Below are 26,149 nucleotides of genomic sequence, written 5' to 3' on the forward strand. Positions count from 1 at the left end.
GCTATAAATTTATTGTTTTGTTTTTGTTATTGAGCTTAAAATACACTCCGGCAGTAAATCTTGTAGTGGGTGTTAATTGTGTTCCATCAACATAACTATAAATGGGTAATTCCAGGCGTAGGGTAACTAAAAAATTGGTTATGATATGAACACTTAATTCGGGTCTGATAAAAACCCATTCGCCGCCAGTATTAGGTAGATTAACATTGTTTATTTTATCATTAGAAGCATTCCTGTATTTGAAAATAAGTCCGGGATTAAAAACAGTATTGAAAAGGAGAAACTGATCCGTATATCCCAAATTAGTTTGAAAGACGTTTCCAAACTCATAGGTAGAAGTATCATTTAAATATGAATTATTAACACCTGTAAGCCTATAAATGAAATTCCCTGAAAATGTAGCAGATGGTCTAAAGTCAAATGCCTTTGAGAGAGACAACCAACCCAGGCCATCCCAGGCGCCGCTTCCCGGTTGAAGGTCTGCTGTTAAAAGAATTCCATCCTCATTAGTCAGGTCAGACTTCCCCAATGGCGCTTTCGCTCCAAGCCCTAAATTTATTACACTTTTTGGACCTAGCACTTCAGGGAAGGCATACTTTGCCAAAAGCACTGCATCTCCAATACCTGAAGTTTCCGTAAAATTCTCGTTCCCAAATTGCGTAATTGTCCTTGTTTGGTTCACCCAGCTAAAAAGAGCTTCCAAAGCAAACCTGTCAGTAATGGAATACCCTAAACTTAACAAAACAGAATTTGTTATCCTTTGTCGGGAATCATCATCCAATTTAGTATTACCGGCGTAAAGGGTGTTTAAATTATTGTAATCGTAGTTCAGTCCAAACTGCCATATCCCCCTTTCATCTATTGGTAATCCTAAATTGTTAGACAGAGGCACTCCACCTGAACAACAGGTTTGGGAAATGGCTTGTTGTCCAAACAGAAAAATACAGATATAAATTATAGTTCTCAAATACATACTTCTTCAACTCCTTTAGTTTAGTATGTATATCAAAGCAATCCTTACAATATGTAAATTTCCCTCCCATTATTTCCTTTATACTATAGACCCTTATGTGATCATTAGTTATGATTCTCATGCCCTGTTTTTGCTTTTCCAAATTCTTCGTTCATCATGGATTTTTTTCCTTTGAGTTGTGCAGCGGCATCTACTGTAAAAGTTCCATTAGTCACAATCTCATCTCCATTTTGCAACCCATTCAAAACAATGTAACCTTCATTGAGCATATCTCCCAGGGTGACTTCTCGCATTGCAAAAGTTGGGTCGTTTGGTTTAGTCTTGATGTAGACCACTGAACGTTCTCCTGTCCAAAGAACGGCACTTTCTGGAATTACAATCATATTATGCTTCATTTTCGATGTAAGGCCCAAAGAACCAGCCACGAACATTCCCGGCTTTAATTGGCCATTTGGGTTTTGCAGAACCGCTCTGACCTTTATAGTTCTTGTTGCCGAATTCAGTACGGGATCTATAAATGAAATTTTAGCATCGAACTTCGTATCGGGATAGGCATTGGTAACAATATCGATTTTTTGCCCTTCTTTTAGAAGTGAGACCTGGTTTTCGTAGACATCAAAAACCGCCCATACATAATTGAGATTAGCAATTTTAAACAAAGGTGAACCTTGATTTACATAGTCGCCTGCTTTGATCATGATTTCAGAAACTGTTCCTGAAACATTGGCATAAACAGGAAAATATTCCCGAACCTGACCTGATTTCTCAATCTGTTCGATTTGATTTTCGGATAATTTCCAAAGTTTAAGCTTATTACGTACGGCGTTGTACAAAGCGGGCTGCGATTCTTTTAGACTTGCAGCGGTAACCAATTCCTGTTGTGCCGAAACAAGTTCGGGGGAATAGATGGTCGCCAGTTTTTGTTCACTTCTGACTTGCTCGCCCTCAAAATTAACAAACAGCTTTTCTATCCGTCCATCAAAATAGGAAGCTTGGGTAGCAACAGCCTTTTCATTTTCCTCTATAGTACCCGAAAGTATCAGCGTATTGTCGCCGGAGGTCCCTGAACCGACAGTTGTGGTTCTAATATCGGCCAACGCCATGGCATTCTTGGTCATTTTGAACTGATCCGGGGCTAAACCATCATCCCCGGATTCAGCGGGTATCAAGTCCATACCACAAATGGGGCAGTCGCCCGGTTCAGGTTGCATGATTTGGGGATCCATTGAACATGTCCACATTTCGTTATGGTTATGATCTTCAGTTACATCGGCATGCGAACTACCGCCAAAAATCAAATAACCTACCAACAATCCTCCTAAAATGGCTAAACCGATATATAGAATATTTTTTTTCATCATTCTTTAATTTTTCTTTTGACCCTTGGGTTTAATCTATAATTGTATTTCTTAATCCGAGTGAATTGGCAATGACAAAAACAGAGCTAAAACTCATATCGTCAGCAGCTATCATCGGGGAAAATAATATCCCGAAAAAAGGAACGAGAACTTTCGCAATAATAAGTCTACTAAAGACATTATATACCAAGACGAAGAACCGGTCCTGTTTTTATATTCTTTATTACCTTGGCGCACAGGTTTCTTGCTTTGGCGATCCCATGTAAATCGTGCATTACATGTAAATACCTGAATGGCATTAATTTGTTTCATTGTGTATAAATTATTGGATAGTTTCAGTTATACTCCCACATTTTAACATTTTATCCCCGTAATACGGATTTCTTATCTGGTCAATGTCTGAAAACCAGGAGCCGCCTTCTCCATTAAAAGCCATAGGGCAAAATTGTTTGTAAATTACGCCCTGGGCAATATTTTCTTTAATGAGAGGCTCTACTTCAATAGTAAAATCTAAAAATAGTTTTCGCTGCTTTTCTAAATCCTCTGTTTCCGCAATTTGTTGGGCAATAGTTTTTAAAACCTCTGATTTTTCTTCGATGTTACCTGAAAGCTTCACAGCCGAGGATTGAGCAGCAGATGCATCAGAATTTACCAAAGCTGTCCGTAAAAGAAGGTAATTTTTAAACACTTTTTCCGTCGTGCTGTCCTTAAAAGTAAGATTGTCTAAATTCTCATTTTTTGATACAACTTTTGTGGATGTATTTGTTTCTGCATTCTTCTTTTGCTCTCCACAAGATGATAAGGAACATATGGCTATTGCCGTTAATATTGTAAATCCTTTTCGTGTCATTTTTTCTATTTTATTAAGGTTCATATTTAAATTTGCTTTTATTGAATTGATAAATAATTTATTATTGCCGATTGCATATAATACGTTTTAACGGCATCTACATAGTTCATCTGAAATTTTAACTGCAGTTCCTGAATATCCAATACATCATCAAAATCTATGGTGCCTGTTTCATAATTCTTTATTAGAATTTCCTCGGCATCTGCAGCTTGTTTTAGATTCTTAATTTGAGTATTGTATTTTATTCTGGCTGCCTCCCTATTGTTTAAGGCAGCACCTAAAATGGTCTCCAGTTTGTTTTTCCGATCCGCCTTTTGAGCAGAAATTTCCTGCTGCTTCAGGTCATTCTGAATAGTATTGGATTTATATTTATTGTTAAAAATGGGAATAGATAAAGAAACCATAGGCATTAGTATATCCTTGCCATTATCACTGAAATTCATGTCGGGCCTGGCTGCAACGGGTATGTAGTCCAAACCAAAACCAAGGTTGGGATTAGATTCTTTTTGATTAAGAATTTCCGATTGTTCTACAGATTGGAAAAGGATATCATATTTTTCAAGTTCAGGATGTAGCGCCAATTCCGCCTGATTAAAATCCGGCCCACTAGGTAAATATATAGAATCAACAAGGGTAACATCAGCATTTTCTTCGGAATTTAAAAGGTTGTTGAATAGTGTTTTTTCTGTCAAAAAATCCCTCAATAAAATCTCTTTTTGTTCCTGCAAATCATTTTGACGCATTTGGAGTCGAAGAACATCCACAGCAGAAGCGTTGCCAACTTCCAAAGACGTTAATGCCAATTTTTCGTATGTTTTTAATAATTGAATATTTTTTTCAAGTACTGCCTGTTTAGACTTTATAGCATACAATTTATAATATGATTGCGATAAAGACAGTCTCAATTTTCGCTTTATAATAGTAATATCCAGATAATCTACCTCTGCCAGGGCCGCGGCATAATTTTCTCTGGCCGTAATTGTACCAAACCAGGGTAGCATTTGCTTTACTGTAAAACGGGCTTTTTGTGCTCCTGTCCTTGTTTCTGGTTCACTAACAAAATAGCCTGCACTCAATTCTGTATTGGGCAAAGAATTGGCCTCCCCTACTTTTTCCATTGAAATATCATAACGTAACTCAAAAGCCTGTACTTCAGGATTACTGGCCTCAGCCTGTTGAATGTAGGATTCTAAAGTTTGCGCCTTGAGGAAAGGCGTTACTAAAAATCCTATTAATACAAAAACTATTTTTTTCATTGGTTTTCCTTTTTGAGTTGCAGCTCGCTATACCAACTAAACAAAACCGGAACAACGAGCAAAGTGATCAGTGCTATGAGCATTCCACCAAAACTTGGAATAGCCATCGGAATCATTATATCGCTCCCCCTGCCTGTTGATGTTAATACAGGCAGCAAAGCCAGCAGTGTAGTTGCTGTGGTCATCAGGCATGGGCGTATCCGTTTTTCCCCTGCTTCCACCACGGAAGCTCTTATTGATTCCAAAGTTCTAGGGTTGTTTCTAATGAAGGTCTGTTTAAGATAGGTAGCCATAACCACACCATCATCTGTAGCGATTCCAAATAGGGCAATAAACCCTACCCAAACTGCTACGCTTAAATTAATGGTATGCATTTGAAACAGTTCACGTAAATTCTCTCCAAAGAAGTTGAAATTCAAGAACCAGTCCTGCCCGTAAAACCATATCAAAATAAAGCCTCCTGCAAAAGCAACCGCAATTCCTCCAAATACCATTAAGGACGTAGCTATTGAACGGAATTGGAAGTACAATATCAAAAAGATGATAATTAAGGCTAAAGGAACTACAACAGATAAAGTTTTTTCAGCTCTAAGCTGATGCTCATAGGTGCCTGTGAACTGATAATTAACCCCTTTTGGAACAATCAGTTCTCCTTTATCAATTTTATTCTGAATCAAAGCTTGGGCACTTTCTACGACATTTACTTCGGCAAAGCCATCCAGTTTATCAAAAAGCACATAGCCCACGAGAAAAGTATCCTCACTTTTAATCACCTGTGGACCTTTTTCATACCGAATACTCACTAGTTCACTTAAAGGAATAGGGCTTCCATTTGCCACAGGCACATAGATATTTTTAATATCCGATGGGTTCTCCCTCAATTCTCTTGGGTATCTTACTCTAACACCGTATCGCTCCCTTCCTTCAACTGTTTGAGTTAATGTCATTCCCCCAACTGCTACTTCCAGAACCCGTTGTACATCTTCTATAAAAATACCATAACGGGCTAACTGCTCACGGTCTATGTCAATCAATAAATAGGGTTTTCCCACAATCCTGTCAGCGAAAACGGCTTCATCCTTAACTCCCTCTGATTCCTTCAAAATATTTTCTAACTGAATTCCGAAGGCTTCAATCTGTTTTAAATCCTGGCCTTTTACCTTAATCCCCATCGGTGCCCTCATACCAGTTTGCAGCATAACCAGACGTGTTTCTATTGGTTGTAATTTTGGAGCGGAGGTAATGCCAGGTAATTTGGTTACTCGGACAATCTCGTTCCAAATATCATCAGGAGTTTTTATTTTCGGTCTCCAATTTCGAAAGTACTCCCCGTTCGAATCAGGAATAAAATCTTTAAAAGTGAGGTCTAATACATTTTCCACTAAAGGATATTCATGCTTAACATCATCCCTTACCAATGTATTCGGGTTTAAAATGAATGTGCCATTCTTTAGTTCGAACAGACCCTCTTCATTCACTTTAAAACGTTGCCTTTTTCCATTTTTATTCAACATATATTCAGGTTTATACTGAATCATATTTTCGTACATCGAAAGAGGTGCGGGATCAAGTGCAGATTCTGTTCTGCCAGCTTTGCCTACTACGGTTTCAATTTCAGGAATACTGGCTACAGCCATATCCAAAAGTTGTAAAACCCTTTTGTTCTCCTCCACACCTGCATGTGGCAAAGACGTTGGCATTAACAGGAAGGAACCTTCGTTAAGTGAAGGCATAAATTCTTTGCCGGTGTTTTGCATTATCAAAACTCCAAATACCACAATTACCGTTGGTATGGAAAGGAATAACAATTTATTTTGTAAAGCCCAATTTAAGATGCGGCTATAGTATTTTCTAAATAGGGCAAAGACCCCCAAAAGCACAAAACAGATAAGTGCGATGAAAATCAAATTCCAGAAAATATTTTTCTCCAACCCCAGTGGTCGCCAATATATTCCCAGCAAGAAAACAATTGTAGTTACAGATAGGATGATATTTACCTGAGTTTGTTTTTTTGAATTCAATATTCCCCTGTATCTCAGAATATTTGATATTCCGAATCCTATCAACACTAATCCCAAAAAATAGCCAGAGAATAAAGCAACGATCCCCAATGCAATCAAAATGCCATTAAGAAGAATGCGAACTGATGTTTTATAGTTCCTCTTTTGAAATAAAAATGCAGCGAAAGGTGGAATGAGAAACAGGGCCACAATTATGGAGGCCGTTAATGCCATTGTTTTTGTAAAGGCCAGTGGCCAGAACAATTTTCCTTCAGCCCCAATCATGGTAAAAACGGGAATAAAACTAATAATGGTAGTTAATACTGCGGTTAAAATTGCACCTGATACTTCTGAAGTTGCTTTATAGACCACAGTGTTTACAGCAAGGTTTTCCTTATTCTCATCGAGGTGCCGAATAATGTTTTCAGACAGGATAACCCCAACATCCACCATAGTACCAATGGCAATAGCAATCCCCGATAGTGCTACTATGTTTGCATCTACATTAAAAAGCTTCATTGCTATAAAAACCATTAATACGGCTACCGGCAACAAGCCGGAAATTAATATTGAGGCCCGCAGATTAAACACCATGATTATGATAACCAAAATGGTAATCAGAATTTCCATACTCAGGGCATCATTAAGGGTCCCAAGGGTTTCCTGAATTAATTCGGTCCTGTCATAAAATGGTACGATTGTAAGTTGTGAGCTTCGTCCATCGGATAATTGTTTGGATGGAAGTCCCGCACTGAGTTCACTAATTTTATCTTTTACATTATTAATTACTTCAAGCGGGTTTGCTCCGTATCTTGCTACCACCACCCCACCTACAACTTCGGCGCCCTCTTTATCCAAGATCCCTCTGCGCATAGCGGGGCCAAGAGAAACATTTGCAATATCCCTAATTCTGATGGCAGTATAATCCTCTGAGGTAACGACCGCATTTTTAATGTCTTCCAAGGATTCTATATAGCCCAGCCCCCTGACGAAATATTCGGCCTGGTTGATTTCCAAGGTTTGAGCGCCAATATCACGATTACTTTGTTTAACAGCACTTACCACTTGATGAAGTCCAATATTGTATTGCTTCATCAATTCAGGTTTCACGTCTATCTGATATTCCTGCACATAGCCCCCAATAGAAGCTACTTCCGATACGCCACTTGCAGCAGATAATGCGTATTTTACATAGTAATCCTGGACACTCCTCAGTTCCTGTAAATCCCATCCGCCCGTAACTTCACCGTTTTCATCCCTACCTTCCAAAGTGTACCAGAAAATTTGTCCAAGACCTGTGGCATCCGGACCCAAAGATGGATTTACCCCTTCTGGGAGAAGATTATTAGGGAGTGAATTTAATTTTTCGAGGATTCTGCTACGACTCCAATAGAATTCTACATCCTCCTCAAAAATGATATATATGCTGGAAAGCCCAAACATGGAAGAACTTCTGATAGTCCTTACCCCTGGAATACCCAATAAAGATGTCGTTAATGGATAGGAAATCTGGTCTTCAATATCCTGCGGTGAACGACCCGGCCATTTGGTAAAAACAAGTTGCTGGTTCTCACCTATATCTGGGATAGCATCAACAGCTACGGGGTTCCTGGGCAAAAATCCAATGTCCCAGTTAAAAGGGGCGTTAACTAATCCCCATCCTATAAAAAGGACTAGCATTAGGACCGCCACCAGTTTATTATTTATTAGAAATTTAATGCTCTTATTTAGCATGTGAATTGATTATTAAACAGTTAGAAACTGAAATTGACCAAAAATATAATCAACAACTTAAGCCCATGATACAGTAAAAACTGTAGGGCCTTAATTCCAATGTTTAAAAATCAAATAAGAAAAGTCTGATCGAGAATTTGTATGTCCCTGATCAAAGGGGGCGGGGAATACTCTTTGAAAGAATTGAGGTTTTTATCACTGCCTTCAAATAAATTCACATAGGCGTAAAGGAAAGTCGAAACAAAGATTTGTTGTTCGACTTTTAATTGATCAAAAGAAATTTTCAAGTCATCCTGACCTTCCAGGACTATTTCCAAATCGGTGCAGCAATCCATCTCCATTTCCATAACGGAAGTCTCTCCTGTTGCTTTAGAAGGACTGGCTTGCATTGTACAATTTTTTGCATTTTCAAAAAAACTGAAATCCACCAAATGGTCACCACAATAATGCATATCTACCGTAAAAGACATGGTAGAGAACAACACCAAAAGTGCCATGGTAACAGATGCTATTTGACGCAAAGATTCCTTCATTAGTAATACAAAACTACGAAAATTTGTCTTTTATTGTATTGGTTAACAAAAGTTTAAATATTCTTTCGCTCTAATTTTGGAGATGATTTGAGTAAGATTTGTTTAAAACGCCATTATTAAAATCTACATTTTGAATACTTTTGCAAAAAAATAACATGCTGAGCGAATTACGCCCCCAGGTACTATCTATTTTAAACACTAATGCTGAAGTAAGTGTACGGTTACAGGAAATCTGTAATTTGTTACAGGAAAATATTTCATACTATGACTGGGTTGGTTTTTATTTTAAGAACGGCAATAAAGAAGAATTAAAACTTGGGCCTTATGCGGGGGAACCTACAGACCATACGATAATTCCTTTTGGAAAAGGAATTTGTGGGCAGGTAGCCTTGAGCAATGAAAACTTTGTTGTGCCCGATGTTCAAGCTCAGGATAATTATATAGCCTGCAGCATAAATGTAAAAGCAGAAATTGTTGTTCCACTATTTGTAAATGGAGAGAATATTGGCCAGATTGATATAGATTCAAATACCCCTGATCCATTTAACAGTGAAGATGAGGACTTTTTAGAATTTGTAAATAAAGAGGTTGCCAAAATTCTTTAAAACTTTACTCCTTTTGTTAATAACACAATTCCTTTTATAGCTTCAAAAAAATTACATTTGTGTCTTATACGAGTTCTATTTAAGCACCAAATAATGAGCACAACAAAAAAAATAAAATCGGCATTAATTTCTGTATTTCACAAAGACGGCCTTGAACCAATTGTAAGGAAATTAGACGACCTTGGGATTTCAATCTACTCCACGGGAGGCACTGAAAAATTTATACGGGAATTAGGAATCGAAGTAATCCCTGTCGAGGAGGTAACCAGTTATCCGTCCATACTGGGTGGCAGAGTCAAAACTTTGCATCCAAAAGTGTTTGGAGGCATCTTGAACCGACAGGATAACGAAAGTGATGTTGCCCAATTAGAAGAATTTGATATCCCCCAACTAGATGTTATTATTGTGGATCTCTACCCATTTGAAAAAACGGTAGCGGTTGGCGCATCTGAACAGGAAATCATTGAAAAGATTGATATAGGCGGAATCTCCCTTATACGCGCGGCTGCCAAAAATTATAAAGACGTTTTATGTGTTTCTTCCATGGAAGATTACAAAGAATTCTTAGAATTAATTAATACCACCGGAGGGGTGAGCACACAGGAAAACAGAAGACATTTTGCAGCAAAAGCATTTAATGTTTCCTCACATTATGATACCGCTATTTTTAATTACTTTAATAAAGATCATAAGGAGGCTGCTTTAAAGATTAGCGAAACCAATGCTAAAATTTTACGATATGGGGAAAACCCACATCAAAAAGGGTTCTTTTTTGGCGATTTTGATGCCATTTTTACCAAATTACACGGTAAGGAATTATCTTATAATAATTTATTGGATGTTGATGCCGCTTTAAATTTAATGAATGAATTTAAAAACGATGATCCAACTTTTGCAATTCTCAAACATAATAATGCCTGCGGATTGGCCACAAGAAATACGATACACCTGGCATATGTCGATGCATTGGCAGGAGATCCAGTATCAGCTTTTGGAGGCATATTGATTAGTAATGTAAAAATTGACGTCCCCACGGCTCATGAAATTCATAAATTATTCTGTGAGGTTGTTATTGCACCTAGTTATGATGATGAGGCATTAACCATTTTAAAGGGAAAGAAGAACAGAATTGTCCTGATTCAAAAAGAAACACCACTCCCAGATACCCTTGTCAGGACTTGTTTAAATGGTATTCTTGTTCAGGATAAGGATTCTAAAACGGATACATTGGAGGATTTGGAATATGTGACCACCAAGAAACCGAGCCAGGAAGAATTGGAAGACCTGATCTTCGCCTCTAAATTATGTAAGCACACAAAATCTAACACCATTGTCTTGGCAAAGAACAAACAGTTATGCGCAAGTGGAACCGGGCAAACATCAAGGGTAGATGCCTTAAACCAGGCTATTCACAAGGCAAAATCCTTTAAGTTTAATTTGGAAGGAGCGGTAATGGCCAGTGATGCATTTTTTCCATTTCCCGATTGTGTTGAAATTTCAAATAATAATGGTATTCAAGGCGTTATTCAACCGGGAGGCTCAATTAAAGATCAACTGAGCATTGATTATTGTAACGAAAATGGAATGTCTATGGTAATGACAGGTACTCGTCATTTTAAGCATTAAATTTACTACTTTTGTCGATGAAATACACCTTTTAAACCGAAACCAAACTAACGCGAATGGGATTTTTTGATTTCTTAACTGAAGAAATAGCTATCGACCTGGGCACTGCAAATACCCTTATTATCCATGCAGACAAGGTAGTTGTGGACAGTCCGTCTATTGTTGCAAGAGACAGGATAACTGGTAAAATAATTGCTGTGGGAAAGGAAGCAAATATGATGCAGGGAAAAACCCACGAAAACATTAAAACCATTAGACCTCTCAAGGATGGGGTGATCGCAGATTTTGATGCTTCTGAAAAAATGATCAATATGTTCATTAAGAACATTCCTGCCCTGAAGAAAAAATGGTTTCCACCCGCATTAAGGATGGTAATATGTATTCCTTCGGGGATTACGGAGGTAGAAATGCGTGCAGTAAAGGAATCCGCAGAGCGTGTAAATGGCAAGGAAGTTTACCTAATACATGAACCCATGGCGGCAGCAATAGGTATTGGCCTGGATATTATGCAACCCAAGGGTAATATGATTGTGGATATAGGTGGTGGAACCACGGAAATAGCTGTAATAGCTTTAGGAGGAATTGTTTGTGACAAATCGGTTAAAATAGCAGGCGATGTATTTACAAATGACATCATCTATTATATGCGTACCCAACATAATCTGTATGTAGGGGAAAGTACAGCAGAGAATATTAAAATAACAATAGGCTCAGCTACCGAGGATCTTCAATCTCCACCAGATGAGATGTCTGTACAAGGTCGGGATTTGCTAACGGGTAAACCAAAACAGGTTAGTATTTCATTCCGAGAAATTGCCAAAGCTTTGGACAAGTCCATTTTGCGTGTAGAAGATGCGGTAATGGAAACTTTATCACAAACTCCTCCGGAATTAGCAGCAGATATATATAATACGGGTATTTACCTGGCCGGTGGTGGTTCAATGCTTCGTGGGTTGGATAGAAGGTTATCTCAAAAGACAGACCTGCCTGTTTATATCGCAGAAGACCCTTTGAGAGCTGTAGTTAGAGGAACCGGTATAGCACTTAAAAACCTGGAACGCTACAAGAGTATTCTTATTAAATAACCTGAATTCGGTGAGGATTTAAGTTAAGACTTGGCATCTCATTTTAAACGCTTAACATAACAAGTGAATGCAGCAGATAATCAATTTTATCATTAGGTATAAAACCTCGCTGCTCTACTTATTATTGCTTCTAATTTCCCTGGGCTTTACAATTGATTCTCATTCTTATCATCGATCGAAATTCTTTAATTCTTCAAACCGAATATCTGGTTCTATCTACAATACTGCAGATGGCATCACACAGTATTTTAAACTGAATGAGGAAAACAAAAAACTGGTCGAAGAAAACAAAAAACTACAAAATCTGCTTTTCAATCTAAATATTGAAGACACTGTCCAGTTAGATACTAACAAAATTGATTTTGGCATAACTGCCGGAAGAATTATTAAGAACAGTTATTCAAGTCCAAATAATTATATAACCATAAACAGAGGAACAAATCATGGTATTAAACAGGATATGGGTGTAATTACGGCCAAGGGAATTCTTGGGATTGTTGAACATACCACCAAAAATTATGCCTCCGTTCAAAGTATATTAAACACTAAATCCAATATAAATGCCAAAATTAAGAATACTAATTATTTTGGATCTTTAGTTTGGGACGGAAGTGGCTATAACCAGGTTAAACTGGAAGATATCCCCAGATTGGTGCCTCTCCTGGTTGGTGACACCATAGTTACAGGGGCCATGTCGAGTATTTTTCCAGAGGATATTCCAATTGGAACTATTAAAAAATTTGACCTGAATGTATCAAAAAGTTTTTATAGTATCGATGTAGAACTTTTTAACGATATGTCCAATTTAAAAAATATCTATATCATTTCTAACAAAAACAGACCTGAAATCTTAGAGCTCGAAGCCAAAATTGCCAATGACCAGTAGTTTTTATTATATCAATTTCATTAGATTCACCTTGCTTGTTCTGGTTCAGGTATTAGTATTTAACAGGTTGAATTTTTTTGGCTTTATCAATCCAATGGTCTATTTACTTTTCCTCTATTGGTATCCGATAAAGGAAAATAGATCAGTTTTTATATTTACAGGGTTTTTACTGGGTTTATGCATCGATTTTTTTTCAGACACTATGGCTTTACACGCAGCATCTACGGTTACCATAGCCTATCTGCGACCTACTATTATGCGTTTTGTCTTTGGGGTTAATTACGAATTTCAGAGTTTCAAATTATCTAACAGTACCAGGGTACAACAAATTACTTTTTTAACGTTATTAATTGTAGCGCATCATATTATATTCTTTACTCTGGAAATTTTCAGTTTATCAAATTTGCTGCTAATTTTGAAGAAAGTTATTTTTACCGGAATTGCCACACTAATACTGTGTTTACTTTTTGGTTCACTTTTCAGCGTTGAGAAAGAATAAGAGAATTCTTGCTAAATATTGAAAGCTAAATTTCAATGAAAAAAATATTATTATCGTCCATAATTATCCTTATCGGAATTACCTTTATAGGTAGGCTTTCCTATTTGCAAATATTTAGCTTTTCACCAGATCAGGTTTTAGAAGACCCTGCTATTAAGGCAATATACGATTATCCTGAACGGGGGTATATATATGACAGAAACGGGAAACTTTTGGTAGGTAATGACCCTGCCTATGATGTGATGGTTATTCCAAGGGAAGTGAAACCCCTGGACACCCTTGAGTTTTGTAGTCTTTTAGGAATTGATAAGGAAAAATTTGTACAAAAACTTCGGAAAGCCAGAATTTATTCTCCGAGATTACCTTCGGTATTAGTACCTCAGCTTTCTAAAGAAGATTATGCAATGCTTCAGGAGAAAATGAGGAAGTACGAAGGGTTTTATATTCAAAAAAGGTCATTAAGATATTACGACACCAAGGCCGCTGCTAATGTCCTGGGATATATTAGAGAGGTAAATGAACGCGACCTGGAAAGAAATCCTTATTATGTTCAGGGAGAATTAACCGGAGGTAAAGGTGTAGAGCAGCAATATGAAGAAATTTTAAGAGGTAGAAAAGGAGTACAATATATTCAGAAAGATAGATTCAACAGAGATATAGGACCCTATAAAGCTGGTGTACTTGACACCCTTCCGGAACAAGGTAAGGAAATAAGTCTCACTCTTGATAAGGAACTTCAGGAATACGGGGAGTTACTAATGCATGGTAAATGGGGAGGAATTGTTGCTATAGAACCTTCTTCAGGAGAAATATTAGCCATGATCTCGGGGCCAACCTATGATCCGGCTTTACTGGTGGGCAGGGAACGCTCAAAAAACTATAGCAAACTACATTACGATACTATATCCAAACCCCTGTTTGATAGATCTATTTCGGCTGAAGGATCTCCGGGATCACCATTTAAAACACTAAATGCCCTGGTGGCATTGCAAGAAGACGTGATCCGACCTGGTACAACTTTTCGCTGTTATAATGGCTTTTATGTCGGTAACACGAAGAGGGGATGTCATTGTGGGGGTGGAATAAGAAATTTAAACAGTGGTATATATAAATCTTGTAATGCATACTTCGCAGGTACTTTTCGAAAATTCTATGAAAAATTTCCGACTACCGATGAAGGTCAGGATGTTTGGGAAAAACATATGAATAGTTTTGGTCTTGGAAATTTTTTAGGATATGATCTTCCTACCGGAAGACCAGGAAGAATTCCAAGTAAAGAGTATTATGACAAATGGTATGGAGATAATCGTTGGGCTTCATCTTTTATCATTTCCAATTCCATAGGACAGGGCGAAGTTGCAGCAACCCCTGTTCAATTAGCCAATATGACGGCTGCAATTGCAAACCGTGGCTATTATTTTACACCTCATATCCTGAAGAAAGTTGAAGGTAAGGATATAAGCATTCCGGAATACGTGCAACCCAAGTATACCACAATTGACAAAAAGCATTTTGACCCTGTCGTTGAAGGCATGGCCGAAGTGTATAAAAAAGGCACGGCCAGGTGGGTACAAATACCGGGAATAGAGATTGCAGGTAAAACAGGTACCGTAGAGAATTATACAAAAATAGATACCGTACGTACACAACTTACAGATCATTCAGTATTTATCGCTTTTGCTCCTGTAGACAGTCCAAAAATTGCATTAGCAGTTTATATTGAAAATGGCTATTATGGCTCAAGATATGCAGGGCATATAGCGTCTCTATTGATAGAAAAGTACCTGAAAGGGCAAATTACCAGAAAGGATCTCGAAAAAAGAATGCTCGAAAAAACTCTTGAACATGAATATGCCAAGCCATACAGCGGAGAAGAATTCAAGATAAATGAGTATGTCTGGTAGGAAAGTATTTAAGCGAATTGATTGGCTTACCGTTTTATTTTATCTTTTATTAGTAGGGATAGGTTGGGTAAACATCTATTCCAGTACATTTTCAGGTACCAACTCCTCTGTTTTTAATTTTAGTCAGTTGTACGGAAAACAATTGATTTTTATTGGGTTAAGCCTGATAAGTATATTGGTAATACTGGCGCTGGAGGCTAGTTTCTATGAACGTTTTTCCAGTGTTTTGTACATTATTTCTATGATTCTTCTTTTGGGCCTTTTTGTTTTTGGCAAAACCATTGCCGGAGCAACTTCATGGTACAATCTTGGTTTTTTTAATTTTCAGCCTTCTGAGCTCGCCAAAGTTGCCACCGCTTTAGCCCTAGCCAAGTATTTAAGTGATATACAAACAGATATTAAAAACCGGAAAGATCAATTTTATTCTTTTTTAATTATTTTAATTCCGGCCTTTTTAATCATTCCACAACCAGACCCGGGCAGTGCATTGGTATTTTTCTCCCTGATCTTTGTCCTATTCAGAGAGGGGTTACCACTGTTTTACCTGGGTATTGCCATTCTAGCTGTCGTGGTTTTCATAACCACCTTAATGTTCGGAACAATTTGGGTTGGAATTGGCCTAGCTTTATTAATTGCCCTTTTTCTCTTACTGAAAAGAGCTTCTTTTAAAGTTCCTGTCTTGCCATTAATAACGGTTTTTGTTGTTTCAATCGCCTTTTCATTATCTGTTAATTTTGTTTTTAATAATGTATTTGAGCAACGTCATAGAGATAGATTCAGCCTTTGGCTTCGGTTGGAAAAAGACCCCAATAAACTCGAAGAAATTCGCAAAACCATAGGTTATAATACGTACCAATCTGAAAAAGCTATTGAATCTGGTGGATTCTTCGGTAAAGGCTTTTTAGAAGGCACCAGAACAAAGGGAGATTTTGTACCTGAACAACATACAGATTATATTTTTAGTACAGTGGGTGAAGAGTGGGGATTTCTGGGTACGACAATTGTGGTCATTCTCTTTACCATGTTACTTTTACGACTGGTTTATCTGGCCGAAAGGCAAAAACACGATTTTAGCCGAATGTATGGATACGGAGTAATATCTATACTGCTGATCCATTACTTTATAAATATTGGAATGGTCATTGGCGTACTTCCAACCATTGGTATTCCTTTACCCTTCTTCAGTTACGGAGGATCCGGCCTTCTAGGGTTTACACTTCTCTTATTTATATTTCTGAAATTAGATGCAAACCGTTTAAATGAGTGGGGCTAGAAGTTCCATTGTTTTGTATTTATACTTTGTTCGAGGCGCGATTCGATATCTTCATCCATTTTACTAAAAAAATCTATTCCACTTACCTCCTCCAAATCATCTACGCTCACCAAAAAATTAATAAGTGGTTCCTTTGTATCCTGGTGAGGAATAAGAAAAGCAAGAACTTTTATATCTTTTTCCTCTTCTTTGACTACAATCTTATAATACCTTTTGGGGACTGCCACATCCTCTTCTCCAATTGTCGGAAGACCTTTTTCTAAAACTCCCCCAGTAATAATATACAGGTTGTCATATTGTTTACTCCAACTTCTTATCTTCTTTTCCAATTCGTTCCATATCCCCGAATTGAAATCATTCTTTTGCGGGCTAATATTGCTGGTATAAAAAGTTTCATTATAGGCATAAACCGAAAACCTTCTGTCTCCTGCAGGACAAAGATGCCCCCTGTCATATCCGGAGCCTTTATAATTTCTCCAATCGGCAGATTTAGTGCTTACTTTCGGGTCTTCAATATAATCAGGACGCTTCCTGTCTTCATAAGTAAGATGACTTCGATTTAGAACATATGCTACCCATTCGGCCTGCTCATAACGTTCCTTATATGAAAGTATATAATTACCGTGGACCACTATTTCTCCAGAAGTTGAAGCTGGTAATAGTTTCTCTGGTACTTCAGAAGTTAAAATTTCATTAGCCGGGGCGGAATACGAATCGGGGGTATAAAAATTTTCAAACACCCAAAAACCTACTATACAAACGATCAGCAAAAACATATAAATATTTCTGTTGGTTCTTCTTGATCTGCTTTGCATCATAGATCAAATTTAGTTTAATTTCACTAAATTTTAGATTGAATAGATTGTAAGTTAGAAGCTATTAATCCGACAAAAATTACCTATTTTCCCTTTCAGGGAATTTATAGAATTTTAGCAAAAATTAAATTTGAAATAATCACTATAATTGTAATACGATGTTGACTTGGAAAAACATAATGAGCATTACTGTAAACGGAAATCCAGCACCAGACAGGCGTGTTGAAAAAACAGAAAATGAATGGCGTGAAATACTTACTCCGGACCAATTTCGGATTACCCGAAAAAAAGGAACTGAAGCCCCTCATTCAGGAGCATTATGCAGTATACACGATGCCGGTAAATATTCCTGTGTTTGTTGCAGTACTCCTTTATTTGATTCAACCATTAAATTTGAATCAGGTACCGGATGGCCCAGTTTTACACAACCTATAGCGGAAAATGCCATCAAATATGAAAAGGATGTCACATTCGGAATGATAAGGGTAGAGGTGATTTGCAATACCTGCGACGCTCATTTAGGGCATGTATTTCCAGATGGCCCTGAACCTAGTGGTCTTCGCTATTGTATTAACTCTGAGTCTATGATAATTGAAAAGGAGGTTGTTGATGGAAAGTAATAAATTGGAATTGGCAACTCTGGGCGGAGGATGTTTTTGGTGTACTGAAGCTGTTTTATTAGAGGTGAAAGGGGTAGAAAAGATAGTCTCAGGATATTCAGGGGGGAATGCACCAGGCAAGCCTACTTACAGAGAAATATGCTCTGGACTCACCGGTCATGCAGAGGTAATACAGCTAAGCTTTGATCCTGGCGTTATTTCTTTTCACGATTTATTAATGATTTTTATGACTACTCATGATCCTACAACACTCAACAGGCAGGGTGCAGATGTTGGGACACAATACCGTTCCGTCATTTTTTACCATGATGAAAATCAAAAAGAGGTGGCTGAAAAGGTTCTGAATGAGATGTCTTCCTATTATAAGGATCCGGTGGTTACAGAATTAAGCCCGTTAAAAATATTTTATGAGGCCGAGGACTATCATCAGGATTATTATCGGAATAACCAAACTCAGGGTTACTGCAATTTTGTAATTACTCCAAAATTAGCTAAGCTTAGAAAAATGCATGCAGACAAACTTAAAAGCGCTGTTTAGGAAAACCGGTATTAAAATAGCCGCATAAACGGATATACATAAAATGTACTTCTTTAGGCCTGTAAGCTATAATACAGAATAAAAACTTGAATTAACTTGTTTCGTCTTTTTAATAAATAATTAAGTATAGCTCGACTGACAATAGTGAAGATAAAACTAAAGTAAAAAAAGAGCTCCAATAATTTTATCGGAGCTCTTTTGTTATCTTAACTGTAAACAAGTATTCACTAGCCTTTTACACTTGCTAATTTACCGTTTTTAATATTGTTTATTTTCAAATCCTGAAGCACATTTATTGCCTCTTCCACATAAACATCCTTTGCAAGATTATTATGCCAACGGTCGCGCTTTTCTCTTAATACGGGATCTTTCGTGAATAGTTCTTCTTCGTATTTCAGAGATTCAAACGTCAAATGCGAGTCGTAATCTGAAATAGTTTTAAAATATGCAGATTTAGCTTTATCTTTTTTCTCTTCCTTTTTATAGATATCAAAATTCAGAGAAACCACATTTTCATCCTGCTGTTCCTTAAGCCATTTGGCGTTTTCTTCAATTAAAGCTATCTGTGGATTTGCAGACATGCGCTTGGTACTATTCTCAATAGTAGCTTCATAATCAATATACCCTTCCCAGGCCTCATAATCTGCCGGTGATATTTTATCCCAGCTTAACGGATTACGCTGATCTCTTTCACCCAGGTCAATATAACTGTATCTATCTGGAACGACAACATCACTTTTAACTCCTTCCAACTGTGTTGATCCTCCATTTATCCTATAAAATTTCTGAGTCGTAAGTTTTATAGCTCCAAGGTCACCGTGTTCATTACTTCTAACAATATTTTCTAAAGGGATTACATTTTGTACTGTTCCCTTACCAAAAGTCTGTTTACTGCCAATCACTATAGCTCTTTTATAATCTTGCATGGCAGCTGCCAATATTTCAGAAGCTGAGGCAGAAAGTTCATTCACTAATATTACAAGAGGACCATCCCATTGAATTCGTTCATCTTTATCCTCATATACATCCTTATCTTTTCCGGAAGACCTAACCTGTACGATAGGGCCATCTTTTATGAAAAGACCAGCCATTTCCACGACTGTTTTAAGAGATCCGCCTCCATTGTCCCTAAGGTCAATTACTAGGCCTTCTGCACCTTCCTTCTTTAAAAGTTCAACTTCTTTTGCCACATCTGTGGCTGCATTTCTTTCGGCATAATCATTAAAATCCACATAGAACTTAGGAAGGTTTATAATCCCGTATTTTTGATTTTCTTTAGTAACAGTTGCAGATTTAGCATAACTCTCTTCAAGTTCAACTACATCTCTTGTAATGGAAATTACTTCTATAGAGCCATCCACTTTCCTAACTGTTAAATCAACTACAGTACCCTTGGGACCTTTAATTAGTTTAATGGCATCATCAAGACGCATCCCGACAATATTTACAGGTAATTCACCGTTCTGGCCTACTTTTAATATTTCGTCACCAACTTCCAGTTCTTGATTTCTCCACACAGGTCCGCCGGAAATGATTTCAACTATTTTTGCCCCCTCTGGTTTTTTCTGCAATCTTGCGCCTATCCCTTCAAATTTACCAGACATGCTAATGTCAAATTTATCTTTATCCTCAGGAGCGAAATAATACGTATGAGGGTCAAACTCATCAACAATTGTATTGATATAGTATACAAACCAGTCTTCCCGCTTAAGATCGTCTACAAAGTCGAAATATTCATCCAAAGTCTTTTTAGTAGATTCTCTGGCGTCTGATTCCATTTGTGAAACCGCTATACTTTCGTAATCTGCGTCATCTTTCTTTTTTTGTTCCTGCTCCTTGAATTTGGAATCATAAGTCCCAATAGTGGCATATTTTAATTGTTTCCTCCATCTTTCTTTAAGTTCATTTCTACTTGCTGCAAATGTCTGGTCTTTATAATCTATATTAATTGATTCTTCGATTGTATAATCGAAAGGATCACTTAAAACCTCCGCATAAACAGATTTGGCATTTTCCATCCGTTTCATAAATCTGGAATAAACCATATTAAAGAAAGATATATCAGTATTTCTTATCTGATCATCTATTTGAAATTTGTATTTCTCAAATTCTAAAATATCTTCTTCTAAAAAGTATCTTTTAGTAGGGTCAATAACATCTATAAAATCTTCAAAAACACTGACTGAGAAATCATCATTAATTTCTTTAGGCTCATAGTGTCCGCGTTCCAAAATATATGTAATAAGATCTAAGAGTAATTTATCCTTATCATCATTTTCAAATGACTTATTGGTAAAACTGCATGATGCAACCGCAATAAGTATCACCAAAAATCCAAGTATGAGATTTTTTTTCATGTATTTTTTTTTTAGGCGTGGCCATTATTAACCCACTTAATAACAAACTTAAATAATATAAAAAAAACATGGCAATGCCAATGAATTCCCTAAGATACTGAAAAAACCATGCCACATTGCAAGCCAGCAGCATTAATTTTTTGTTAAACACCGTTAGAACTTATTACCAACAAGCTTTAATAATCAAACAGTTGAACCGATTTTTCAGTATAGAGAATCTATATTCAAGAACATACCATAACTATTGTTTTTGAACAGGCCCTCCATTCGCGCGCCATAATAACATATTAAAAACGTATTTTTGTCGTAGAAAGTATACAGTATGCAAAAACCCCTTATTCTGGTTACCAATGACGATGGAATAACGGCCCCGGGCTTAAGAGCATTGGTTCGATATATGAAGGCAATTGGAGAAGTTGTAGTTGTTGCGCCAGATAGTCCACAATCGGGAATGGGACATGCAATAACACTGGATAATACGCTTTATTCCAAAAAAGTTACCATAGATTTTGAGAATGGAGGTCATGCAGAGTATAGTTGTAGTGGAACTCCTGCCGATTGTGTAAAATTGGCGCTTCAGGAGATACTCGGGAGAAAACCAGACTTGTGCGTTAGTGGGATAAATCACGGTTCGAATTCTTCTATAAATGTTATCTACTCAGGAACGATGAGTGCTGCAATCGAAGCAGGAATTGAAGGCATACCTGCTATTGGGTTTTCCTTATGTGATTATTCATGGGAAGCAAATTTTAAAACCGCTGAAACAGCTGTAAAAAAAATTGTAGTAGAAGCGTTGAGCAATGGAATTCCTAAAGGAGTGGTTCTCAATGTAAATATCCCCAAAACCAATGATGAAGGAATAAAAGGAATAAAAGTATGCAGACAGGCAAGAGCCAACTGGAAGGAAAAATTTGATAAACGAACCAATCCAATGGGCAAAGATTACTATTGGCTTACCGGTGAATTTGAATTATTAGATAAAGGAGAAGACACCGATGAATGGGCCTTAAGTAACGGCTATATCTCGGTAGTCCCCACACAGTTTGATTTAACGGCACATCACGTCATACAGGATATAAACAGCTGGTCTTTAAATGAATAATAAAAAGGAAATATTAATTGGTTTCGCAGTAGGAATTATTGCCAATATCATAGGAACACTTTTGTATATACTTATGTTTTCCGATTTTGGGATTATGGAAACATTCAATGCAGCAGTTAAACAAGGGCATATTGGCAGTTTGCTGGCCTTAGGTGCAATTTTAAATCTGATCGCCTTTTTTGGCTTTCTAAAATTAAGAAGAGATCAAAGGGCAAAGGGAGTATTAATTGCCACTTTGCTTACTGCTTTGATTATTCTCTATTATAAGATTTTCTAGAATGAAGTATTATATCATCGCCGGGGAAGCTTCCGGGGATCTGCATGGATCAAATCTTATTAAAGCAATTCTTGCTAAAGACGCCAATGCCCAAATCCGTTGTTGGGGTGGGGATCAAATGCAAAAAGCCGGCGGCACTCTTGTAAAGCACTATAAGGAGATGGCTTTTATGGGGTTTTTGGAGGTAATTGCCAATTTAAATACCATATTTAAAAATATAAAATTCTGCAAGGAAGATATTAAATCCTATAATCCGGATGTCATTATTTTTATTGATTATTCAGGTTTTAATTTGAGAATTGCCAGCTGGGCGAAGGAGCATAAATACCGTACTAATTATTACATTTCACCTCAAATATGGGCTTCAAGGGAAGGTCGAATAAAAAATATCAAAAGAGATATTGATGCAATGTATGTCATTCTGCCATTTGAAAAGGAGTTCTATGAAAAAAAACACAATTACCCGGTAAGTTTTGTAGGGCATCCATTAATTGATGCCATTGGGCAAATTGATATTGGTAATGAGCAAGATTTTAGAAATGAACATAATCTTGATCCCAATAAGCCAATTATTGCCCTTCTCCCTGGAAGCAGAAAGCAGGAAGTTCAAAAAATGCTTGGCCTGATGTTAAAGATAACACCTTCGTTTTCAGATTATCAATTTGTAATAGCAGGGGCTCCGAGCCTGGATCTTGACTTCTATTCAGAATTCTTAAAAAATTATACTGTAAGTCTTGTTTTTAATAGATCCTACGAGTTGCTGAGTCTTTCACATGCCGCTCTGGTAACCAGTGGCACTGCTACCCTTGAAACGGCATTATTAAAAGTCCCTCAGGTTGTATGCTATAAAGGCAACTGGGTTTCCTACCAGATTGCCAAACGAATAATTACTTTGGATTATATTTCACTGGTTAATTTGATTATGGGCAAAGAAGTAGTAAAAGAATTGATTCAGGCAGATTTGACCATAAAAAACCTGAAGCAAGAGTTAACCAAAATCCTTGATGGTCCCAAGCGCGAAGCACAATTAAATGCTTATAAAGAGTTAGAAAAAAAGCTTGGCGGGAAAGGAGCAAGTGACAATGCTGCTGCACTTATTGTAGAAAATGCTTAATTTTAGTTCCTGGTAGATCATTTATGTCCTGGGATGAATAGAAAGATTTTTGTTTTTTTTATCATTATACTCCTGACCGGATGTGGTATTGTCAAAAAGAAAACCACATATGGCAAGGAGCGGACTGTTACTGTTGCGGCATCGGAAAAAGACAGTGTTGCCGCAGTGGAAAAAATTCCTGATTCTAAAGTAACTGTCGTTGTCCTCGAAAAAGCTGATCTGATTATTAATACCGCTATGGCTTACTCCGGTGTACGATATAAGTATGGCGGAACCACAAAGAAGGGTATGGATTGTTCCGGCCTTCTTTACGTTTCTTTTGGAGAAAACGATATTCCGTTGCCCAGGGTATCATCTCAAATGGCCGATGAGGGTAAGAAAATTAAATTAAATAAAGTCACCAAAGGCGACCTCTTGTTCTTCAAAACCACTAAAAGAGGAAAAAAAATCAATCATGTTGGGCTCGTTGTTGATGTAGACGGACGAGATATTAAATTTATTCACGCTACTTCTTCAAGGGGGGTCATTGTTTCTTCTTTACAAGAAGGGTACTGGAATTATGCTTTCGTTAAGGCAACCAGAATTCTTTGATTGCAAACCACTTGTTTTATCGGATTGGTTTTTCCGAATTATTCATTTCAATTTAATTTGTTAACTGAACTTAACATTCAGTATCCTATACTACTTTAATAGCCAGTTGAATTAACCTGATAAACTCCATGAAGCTATTGGATTTTATCCCGGTAAAGCTAACTCTATTTTTAATTGTCGGGATACTTATAGGGTATTATAACAATATTTCCCTTTTGTTATCGGCAGGACTTACCGGTGGGTTAATAGTTTTACTGGGCATATCGTGGATGCGGAAAACCACACTGGATAATCTTCCATTCGGTTTCATTTTTCCATTTTGCACAATTGGTATAGGCATGATGTCTGTGGCACTTACCTTACCCTATAACAATTCAAAACATTACACGAATTTTAAGCTTCCAAATCAAAAATACTTACATCTTAAAATCCATGAGATCCTAAAACCCAATAGCTATAATGAACGCTATATGGCTGATGTAATTGAAATTGATGGTGTACCAGCAAATGGAAGGATTCTCATTATTAGTAAAAAAGACAGGCTTAATCACAAATTCAGAGTAGATGAAGAAATTTATACCCTTAATTCAGTGGAAGAAATTAGTCCACCCCTTAATCCATACGGATTTAATTATGGCGATTATCTTAAAAAAATAGGAGTTCTCCATCAGCTTAAATTAAACAATCAGGATTATTTAATTAAAAAGAATGCTTCTTTAACCATATTGGGTCTCACTGCGGCCATAAGACGCAAAATTATATCAGGTTTGGGCAAGTCTAATTTTGGAAGAGATGAGCTTGGAATTATCCAGGCCTTACTTCTGGGACAACGCAATGAAATTAGCGAGGAAACTTATAAGAATTATAAGAATGCAGGCGCTGTACATATCCTGGCCGTTTCGGGATTGCATATTGGAATAGTATTATTACTATGTCAATTTCTACTAAAACCCCTGGAAAGATTACCCAGGGGAAAGATTATCGTCTTGATACTTACAGTGATTCTTCTCTGGGGATATGCTTTCCTGGCTGGTTTATCACCTTCTGTAATAAGAGCAGTGAGTATGTTTTCTTTTGTCGCTTATGCCATATACCTGAACCGGCCAACCAGTACATTTAATATCCTGGCATTATCCATGTTTTTTATTCTGTTGACCTATGACCCTATGTTACTTTTTCAAGTGGGGTTTCAATTGAGCTATGCAGCAGTATTTTCAATTTTTTGGTTGTTTCCTAAATTTCAACACCTCTGGAATCCGGAAAATATGATTCTTAAAAAATGCTGGCAATTATTATCAATTTCCTTAGCCGCTCAAATTGGGGTACTACCCATTAGTCTTTTCTATTTTCACCAGTTCCCTGGATTATTTTTTATCTCAAATCTCTTGATTGTACCCTTTTTAGGTTTAATTCTAGGAATAGGTTTTCTGATTATAGCACTTATGCTTGTAGATATCCTTCCAAAGAACTTATCGATTATATACAATAAGCTTATATACCTGATGAATAAAGTTATTGAATGGGTAGCCCAACAGGAATCCTTTATTTTCAAGGATATTCCGTTTGATTCTTTTAAGCTTGTATTGACCTATCTGCTAATTTTTGCTTTGGTTTATAGTCTTACCCAGAAGAAATTTAAAAACATACTCTCAGCAGCTCTATGCATTATAGCCTTCCAGTTATGGCTTATTTTTTCCGCAGCAAAAAAAGGTAGGGAACAAAAAATTATGGTCTTGCATAAAACCGGCACCTCAGCGCTTCTATATAAGAAAGGCAACTACTTAGATGTAAATTGCATAGATTCTGTTGCGGTACTAAACCTGGTTAAAAATATTGTGGTAGAAGAAAACATTCAAAAAGTTAACTACAAAACCTTAAAAAACAGCTATCGCATTAAGGATCAAAGTCTGTTAATCTTGAATAGGCCCGAAATTATCATTCAAAAATTCCAGAAAATCGATTATGTATTACTAGGAAATTCTCCCAAAATAAACCTTAACCGCTTCCTGGATTCAATCCAACCTACTAGTATTATAGCAGATGGAAGTAATTATAGAAGTGATATTGAGCGGTGGAAAAAATCGTGTTCAAACAGAAAGCTTCCATTTTATTATACCGGTGAAAAAGGAGCATTTATCTTAGAAATAGAATAA

At 37.0% G+C, this 26,149-nt stretch carries 21 protein-coding genes and 2 pseudogenes; 14 read left to right on the plus strand and 9 right to left on the minus strand.

Annotated features, from left to right (window positions below; all coding sequences use genetic code 11):
* Position 1: 1 nt before the first annotated feature.
* From ABJH90_RS11825 to ABJH90_RS11855, 7 genes and pseudogenes are all read right to left on the minus strand, one after another.
* Positions 2 to 967, minus strand: a complete 966-nt coding sequence (locus tag ABJH90_RS11825; protein ID WP_348143466.1) for a hypothetical protein — start codon at positions 965 to 967, stop codon at positions 2 to 4.
* Positions 968 to 1,083: 116 nt separating this feature from the next.
* Positions 1,084 to 2,331: pseudogene (locus tag ABJH90_RS11830) on the minus strand (efflux RND transporter periplasmic adaptor subunit); the annotation flags it as partial.
* Between the two features lie 31 nt (positions 2,332 to 2,362).
* Positions 2,363 to 2,600: pseudogene (locus ABJH90_RS11835) on the minus strand (hypothetical protein); the annotation flags it as partial.
* Positions 2,601 to 2,653: 53 nt separating this feature from the next.
* On the minus strand, positions 2,654 to 3,181 hold the full coding sequence (locus tag ABJH90_RS11840) for a DUF3347 domain-containing protein (RefSeq protein ID WP_348143469.1): 528 nt from the start codon (positions 3,179 to 3,181) through the stop codon (positions 2,654 to 2,656).
* A gap of 38 nt (positions 3,182 to 3,219) precedes the next feature.
* Positions 3,220 to 4,437 (minus strand): TolC family protein, encoded by a 1,218-nt coding sequence (locus ABJH90_RS11845; RefSeq protein WP_348143472.1) that lies wholly within the window; start codon positions 4,435 to 4,437, stop codon positions 3,220 to 3,222.
* A complete protein-coding gene (locus ABJH90_RS11850) occupies positions 4,434 to 8,171 on the minus strand; it encodes an efflux RND transporter permease subunit (RefSeq protein ID WP_348143475.1) in 3,738 nt (1,245 codons plus the stop codon). Before ABJH90_RS11850 ends, ABJH90_RS11845 begins: the two co-directional genes overlap by 4 nt.
* Before the next feature lie 110 nt (positions 8,172 to 8,281).
* Positions 8,282 to 8,704, minus strand: a complete 423-nt coding sequence (locus ABJH90_RS11855) for a hypothetical protein (protein ID WP_348143478.1) — start codon at positions 8,702 to 8,704, stop codon at positions 8,282 to 8,284.
* A 155-nt stretch (positions 8,705 to 8,859) separates the two neighbouring features.
* Here ABJH90_RS11855 and ABJH90_RS11860 point away from each other — a divergent pair, with 155 nt between their 5' ends.
* From ABJH90_RS11860 to rodA, 7 genes are all read left to right on the plus strand, one after another.
* Positions 8,860 to 9,309 carry a GAF domain-containing protein gene (locus ABJH90_RS11860; protein ID WP_348143481.1) on the plus strand — a complete coding sequence of 150 codons (450 nt, stop codon included), beginning with the start codon at positions 8,860 to 8,862 and terminating at the stop codon, positions 9,307 to 9,309.
* Positions 9,310 to 9,402: 93 nt separating this feature from the next.
* On the plus strand, positions 9,403 to 10,935 hold the full coding sequence (gene purH / locus ABJH90_RS11865) for a bifunctional phosphoribosylaminoimidazolecarboxamide formyltransferase/IMP cyclohydrolase (RefSeq protein WP_348143484.1): 1,533 nt from the start codon (positions 9,403 to 9,405) through the stop codon (positions 10,933 to 10,935).
* A 56-nt stretch (positions 10,936 to 10,991) separates the two neighbouring features.
* Positions 10,992 to 12,020 carry a rod shape-determining protein gene (locus ABJH90_RS11870; RefSeq protein ID WP_297694378.1) on the plus strand — a complete coding sequence of 343 codons (1,029 nt, stop codon included), beginning with the start codon at positions 10,992 to 10,994 and terminating at the stop codon, positions 12,018 to 12,020.
* A 67-nt stretch (positions 12,021 to 12,087) separates the two neighbouring features.
* Positions 12,088 to 12,906 (plus strand): rod shape-determining protein MreC, encoded by an 819-nt coding sequence (gene mreC, locus ABJH90_RS11875; RefSeq protein ID WP_348143487.1) that lies wholly within the window; start codon positions 12,088 to 12,090, stop codon positions 12,904 to 12,906.
* Positions 12,896 to 13,405 (plus strand): rod shape-determining protein MreD, encoded by a 510-nt coding sequence (gene mreD / locus ABJH90_RS11880; protein WP_348143490.1) that lies wholly within the window; start codon positions 12,896 to 12,898, stop codon positions 13,403 to 13,405. The genes mreC and mreD overlap by 11 nt, the downstream gene beginning before the upstream one ends.
* 35 nt (positions 13,406 to 13,440) lie before the next feature.
* The gene (locus ABJH90_RS11885; RefSeq protein ID WP_348143493.1) at positions 13,441 to 15,309 is read left to right on the plus strand and encodes a penicillin-binding transpeptidase domain-containing protein; all 1,869 of its coding nucleotides are present in this window, start codon (positions 13,441 to 13,443) and stop codon (positions 15,307 to 15,309) included.
* Positions 15,299 to 16,582 (plus strand): rod shape-determining protein RodA, encoded by a 1,284-nt coding sequence (gene rodA, locus ABJH90_RS11890; protein WP_348143496.1) that lies wholly within the window; start codon positions 15,299 to 15,301, stop codon positions 16,580 to 16,582. The genes ABJH90_RS11885 and rodA overlap by 11 nt, the downstream gene beginning before the upstream one ends.
* On the opposite strand, the gene ABJH90_RS11895 is transcribed toward rodA, so the two are convergent.
* Entirely contained in the window at positions 16,579 to 17,400 is an 822-nt protein-coding gene (locus ABJH90_RS11895; protein WP_348143499.1) for a DNA/RNA non-specific endonuclease, read from the minus strand. The two genes, rodA and ABJH90_RS11895, sit on opposite strands and share 4 nt — an antisense overlap.
* A gap of 155 nt (positions 17,401 to 17,555) precedes the next feature.
* On the opposite strand from ABJH90_RS11895, the gene msrB reads away from it, so the two are divergent.
* Positions 17,556 to 18,017 (plus strand): peptide-methionine (R)-S-oxide reductase MsrB, encoded by a 462-nt coding sequence (gene msrB, locus ABJH90_RS11900; protein ID WP_348143502.1) that lies wholly within the window; start codon positions 17,556 to 17,558, stop codon positions 18,015 to 18,017.
* On the plus strand, positions 18,007 to 18,555 hold the full coding sequence (msrA, locus tag ABJH90_RS11905) for a peptide-methionine (S)-S-oxide reductase MsrA (RefSeq protein ID WP_348143505.1): 549 nt from the start codon (positions 18,007 to 18,009) through the stop codon (positions 18,553 to 18,555). Before msrB ends, msrA begins: the two co-directional genes overlap by 11 nt.
* Positions 18,556 to 18,782: 227 nt before the next feature.
* On the opposite strand, the gene ABJH90_RS11910 is transcribed toward msrA, so the two are convergent.
* Positions 18,783 to 20,912 carry a carboxy terminal-processing peptidase gene (locus ABJH90_RS11910; RefSeq protein WP_348143508.1) on the minus strand — a complete coding sequence of 710 codons (2,130 nt, stop codon included), beginning with the start codon at positions 20,910 to 20,912 and terminating at the stop codon, positions 18,783 to 18,785.
* A 322-nt stretch (positions 20,913 to 21,234) separates the two neighbouring features.
* On the opposite strand from ABJH90_RS11910, the gene surE reads away from it, so the two are divergent.
* The 5 genes from surE (at position 21,235) to ABJH90_RS11935 (ending at position 26,149) form a co-directional block, all read left to right on the plus strand.
* The gene (gene surE, locus ABJH90_RS11915) at positions 21,235 to 22,014 is read left to right on the plus strand and encodes a 5'/3'-nucleotidase SurE (RefSeq protein WP_348143511.1); all 780 of its coding nucleotides are present in this window, start codon (positions 21,235 to 21,237) and stop codon (positions 22,012 to 22,014) included.
* A complete protein-coding gene (locus tag ABJH90_RS11920) occupies positions 22,007 to 22,291 on the plus strand; it encodes a hypothetical protein (RefSeq protein WP_348143513.1) in 285 nt (94 codons plus the stop codon). Before surE ends, ABJH90_RS11920 begins: the two co-directional genes overlap by 8 nt.
* Position 22,292: 1 nt before the next feature.
* Entirely contained in the window at positions 22,293 to 23,405 is a 1,113-nt protein-coding gene (gene lpxB / locus ABJH90_RS11925) for a lipid-A-disaccharide synthase (protein WP_348143516.1), read from the plus strand.
* Between the two features lie 33 nt (positions 23,406 to 23,438).
* Positions 23,439 to 23,996 carry a C40 family peptidase gene (locus tag ABJH90_RS11930; RefSeq protein WP_348143519.1) on the plus strand — a complete coding sequence of 186 codons (558 nt, stop codon included), beginning with the start codon at positions 23,439 to 23,441 and terminating at the stop codon, positions 23,994 to 23,996.
* A 128-nt stretch (positions 23,997 to 24,124) separates the two neighbouring features.
* Positions 24,125 to 26,149, plus strand: coding sequence for a ComEC/Rec2 family competence protein (locus ABJH90_RS11935; protein ID WP_348143522.1), 2,025 nt, complete (start codon positions 24,125 to 24,127; stop codon positions 26,147 to 26,149).

The organism is Eudoraea sp. (assembly GCF_039969275.1).
Lineage (GTDB): Bacteria > Bacteroidota > Bacteroidia > Flavobacteriales > Flavobacteriaceae > Eudoraea.

Excerpts from the sequence above, each read along its gene's own strand:
- msrA (WP_348143505.1), top strand. The coding sequence starts at position 18,007 with ATGGAAAGTAATAAATTGGAATTGGCAACTCTGGGCGGAGGATGTTTT.
- mreD (WP_348143490.1), top strand. The coding sequence starts at position 12,896 with ATGACCAGTAGTTTTTATTATATCAATTTCATTAGATTCACCTTGCTT.
- msrB (WP_348143502.1), top strand. The coding sequence starts at position 17,556 with ATGTTGACTTGGAAAAACATAATGAGCATTACTGTAAACGGAAATCCA.
- lpxB (WP_348143516.1), top strand. The coding sequence starts at position 22,293 with ATGAAGTATTATATCATCGCCGGGGAAGCTTCCGGGGATCTGCATGGA.
- ABJH90_RS11885 (WP_348143493.1), top strand. The coding sequence starts at position 13,441 with ATGAAAAAAATATTATTATCGTCCATAATTATCCTTATCGGAATTACC.
- ABJH90_RS11870 (WP_297694378.1), top strand. The coding sequence starts at position 10,992 with ATGGGATTTTTTGATTTCTTAACTGAAGAAATAGCTATCGACCTGGGC.
- ABJH90_RS11845 (WP_348143472.1), bottom strand. The coding sequence starts at position 4,437 with ATGAAAAAAATAGTTTTTGTATTAATAGGATTTTTAGTAACGCCTTTC.
- ABJH90_RS11930 (WP_348143519.1), top strand. The coding sequence starts at position 23,439 with ATGAATAGAAAGATTTTTGTTTTTTTTATCATTATACTCCTGACCGGA.
- ABJH90_RS11860 (WP_348143481.1), top strand. The coding sequence starts at position 8,860 with ATGCTGAGCGAATTACGCCCCCAGGTACTATCTATTTTAAACACTAAT.
- ABJH90_RS11920 (WP_348143513.1), top strand. The coding sequence starts at position 22,007 with ATGAATAATAAAAAGGAAATATTAATTGGTTTCGCAGTAGGAATTATT.
- ABJH90_RS11850 (WP_348143475.1), bottom strand. The coding sequence starts at position 8,171 with ATGCTAAATAAGAGCATTAAATTTCTAATAAATAATAAACTGGTGGCG.
- ABJH90_RS11895 (WP_348143499.1), bottom strand. The coding sequence starts at position 17,400 with ATGATGCAAAGCAGATCAAGAAGAACCAACAGAAATATTTATATGTTT.
- surE (WP_348143511.1), top strand. The coding sequence starts at position 21,235 with ATGCAAAAACCCCTTATTCTGGTTACCAATGACGATGGAATAACGGCC.
- mreC (WP_348143487.1), top strand. The coding sequence starts at position 12,088 with ATGCAGCAGATAATCAATTTTATCATTAGGTATAAAACCTCGCTGCTC.
- ABJH90_RS11910 (WP_348143508.1), bottom strand. The coding sequence starts at position 20,912 with ATGAAAAAAAATCTCATACTTGGATTTTTGGTGATACTTATTGCGGTT.
- purH (WP_348143484.1), top strand. The coding sequence starts at position 9,403 with ATGAGCACAACAAAAAAAATAAAATCGGCATTAATTTCTGTATTTCAC.
- ABJH90_RS11935 (WP_348143522.1), top strand. The coding sequence starts at position 24,125 with ATGAAGCTATTGGATTTTATCCCGGTAAAGCTAACTCTATTTTTAATT.
- rodA (WP_348143496.1), top strand. The coding sequence starts at position 15,299 with ATGTCTGGTAGGAAAGTATTTAAGCGAATTGATTGGCTTACCGTTTTA.
- ABJH90_RS11855 (WP_348143478.1), bottom strand. The coding sequence starts at position 8,704 with ATGAAGGAATCTTTGCGTCAAATAGCATCTGTTACCATGGCACTTTTG.
- ABJH90_RS11840 (WP_348143469.1), bottom strand. The coding sequence starts at position 3,181 with ATGACACGAAAAGGATTTACAATATTAACGGCAATAGCCATATGTTCC.